1 protein-coding gene is annotated in these 699 nt (G+C 53.6%); it reads right to left on the bottom strand.

Annotation, left to right across the window (positions count from 1 at the left end; all coding sequences use genetic code 11):
• Positions 1–699 (bottom strand): hypothetical protein (locus J7438_RS26605; protein ID WP_209279034.1); only part of this gene is annotated, 699 nt, incomplete at both ends.

Below are 699 nucleotides of genomic sequence, written 5' to 3'. Positions count from 1 at the left end.
TCAAACCGGGGGCGGCCATAATGGATTCTGCCAAAATGGACTCAGCTTTACCGAGTTCAACTATGTCAGGCTCAAAACGATCAGACTCTACACTGCCTGCTGACCGATCACTCCGGGTATCCTGCTGCTGTTGCCAGCGGTGGAACCACGGGCCCCGTTCAGGCTGTCGGTCAGTGGGCCAGACTATATGCAGCTGGCAGTTGGGCAGAGCTTTTTTCTGGCCGTAAATCCAGAGATAGGGCTCAGGTGCCAATAGTGACTCCAGATGCCCTGTCAGGGTCGGGGTATGTTCCAGCCCGGACAACACCACCGGTTTACCCTTAAGGAGTTGCGTCAATAAAGGGGTTTCTCTCAGCTGGAAACTCAACTTGCCTGACAGTTTCAGCTTGCTGGTAAACCAGAGCTCTTCCCATTGCTGCCCGGTGGCTAGTTGATAACAGTCGGATTGTGCAACAACATTGGCAGCGATATTGGCAACACTGCCGGTATATAGCCTGACAACGCTGTTACCGGAAGGTTCTGGCAGGGTGCCTGTCACCAATCCGGGGGCAACGGGCAGTGATTCCGTCCGTTGTTTCAGGATCAGCCATTGCTCATCGGTCAGTTCACCGCTAACCAGCAGCTGGTCAAATTCGCTGGCCATCTTATGAAAGGTATCGGTCTTTTGCAGGGTGTTTTCCTGTGCGGACAGATCACTGA

The sequence above is a fragment of the Thalassotalea sp. G20_0 genome (assembly GCF_017744175.1).
Taxonomy (GTDB): Bacteria; Pseudomonadota; Gammaproteobacteria; order Pseudomonadales; family Endozoicomonadaceae; genus Endozoicomonas.
The sequence above is the reverse complement of the archived record's forward strand: the minus strand, read 5'-3'. Positions and strand labels throughout refer to the sequence as shown.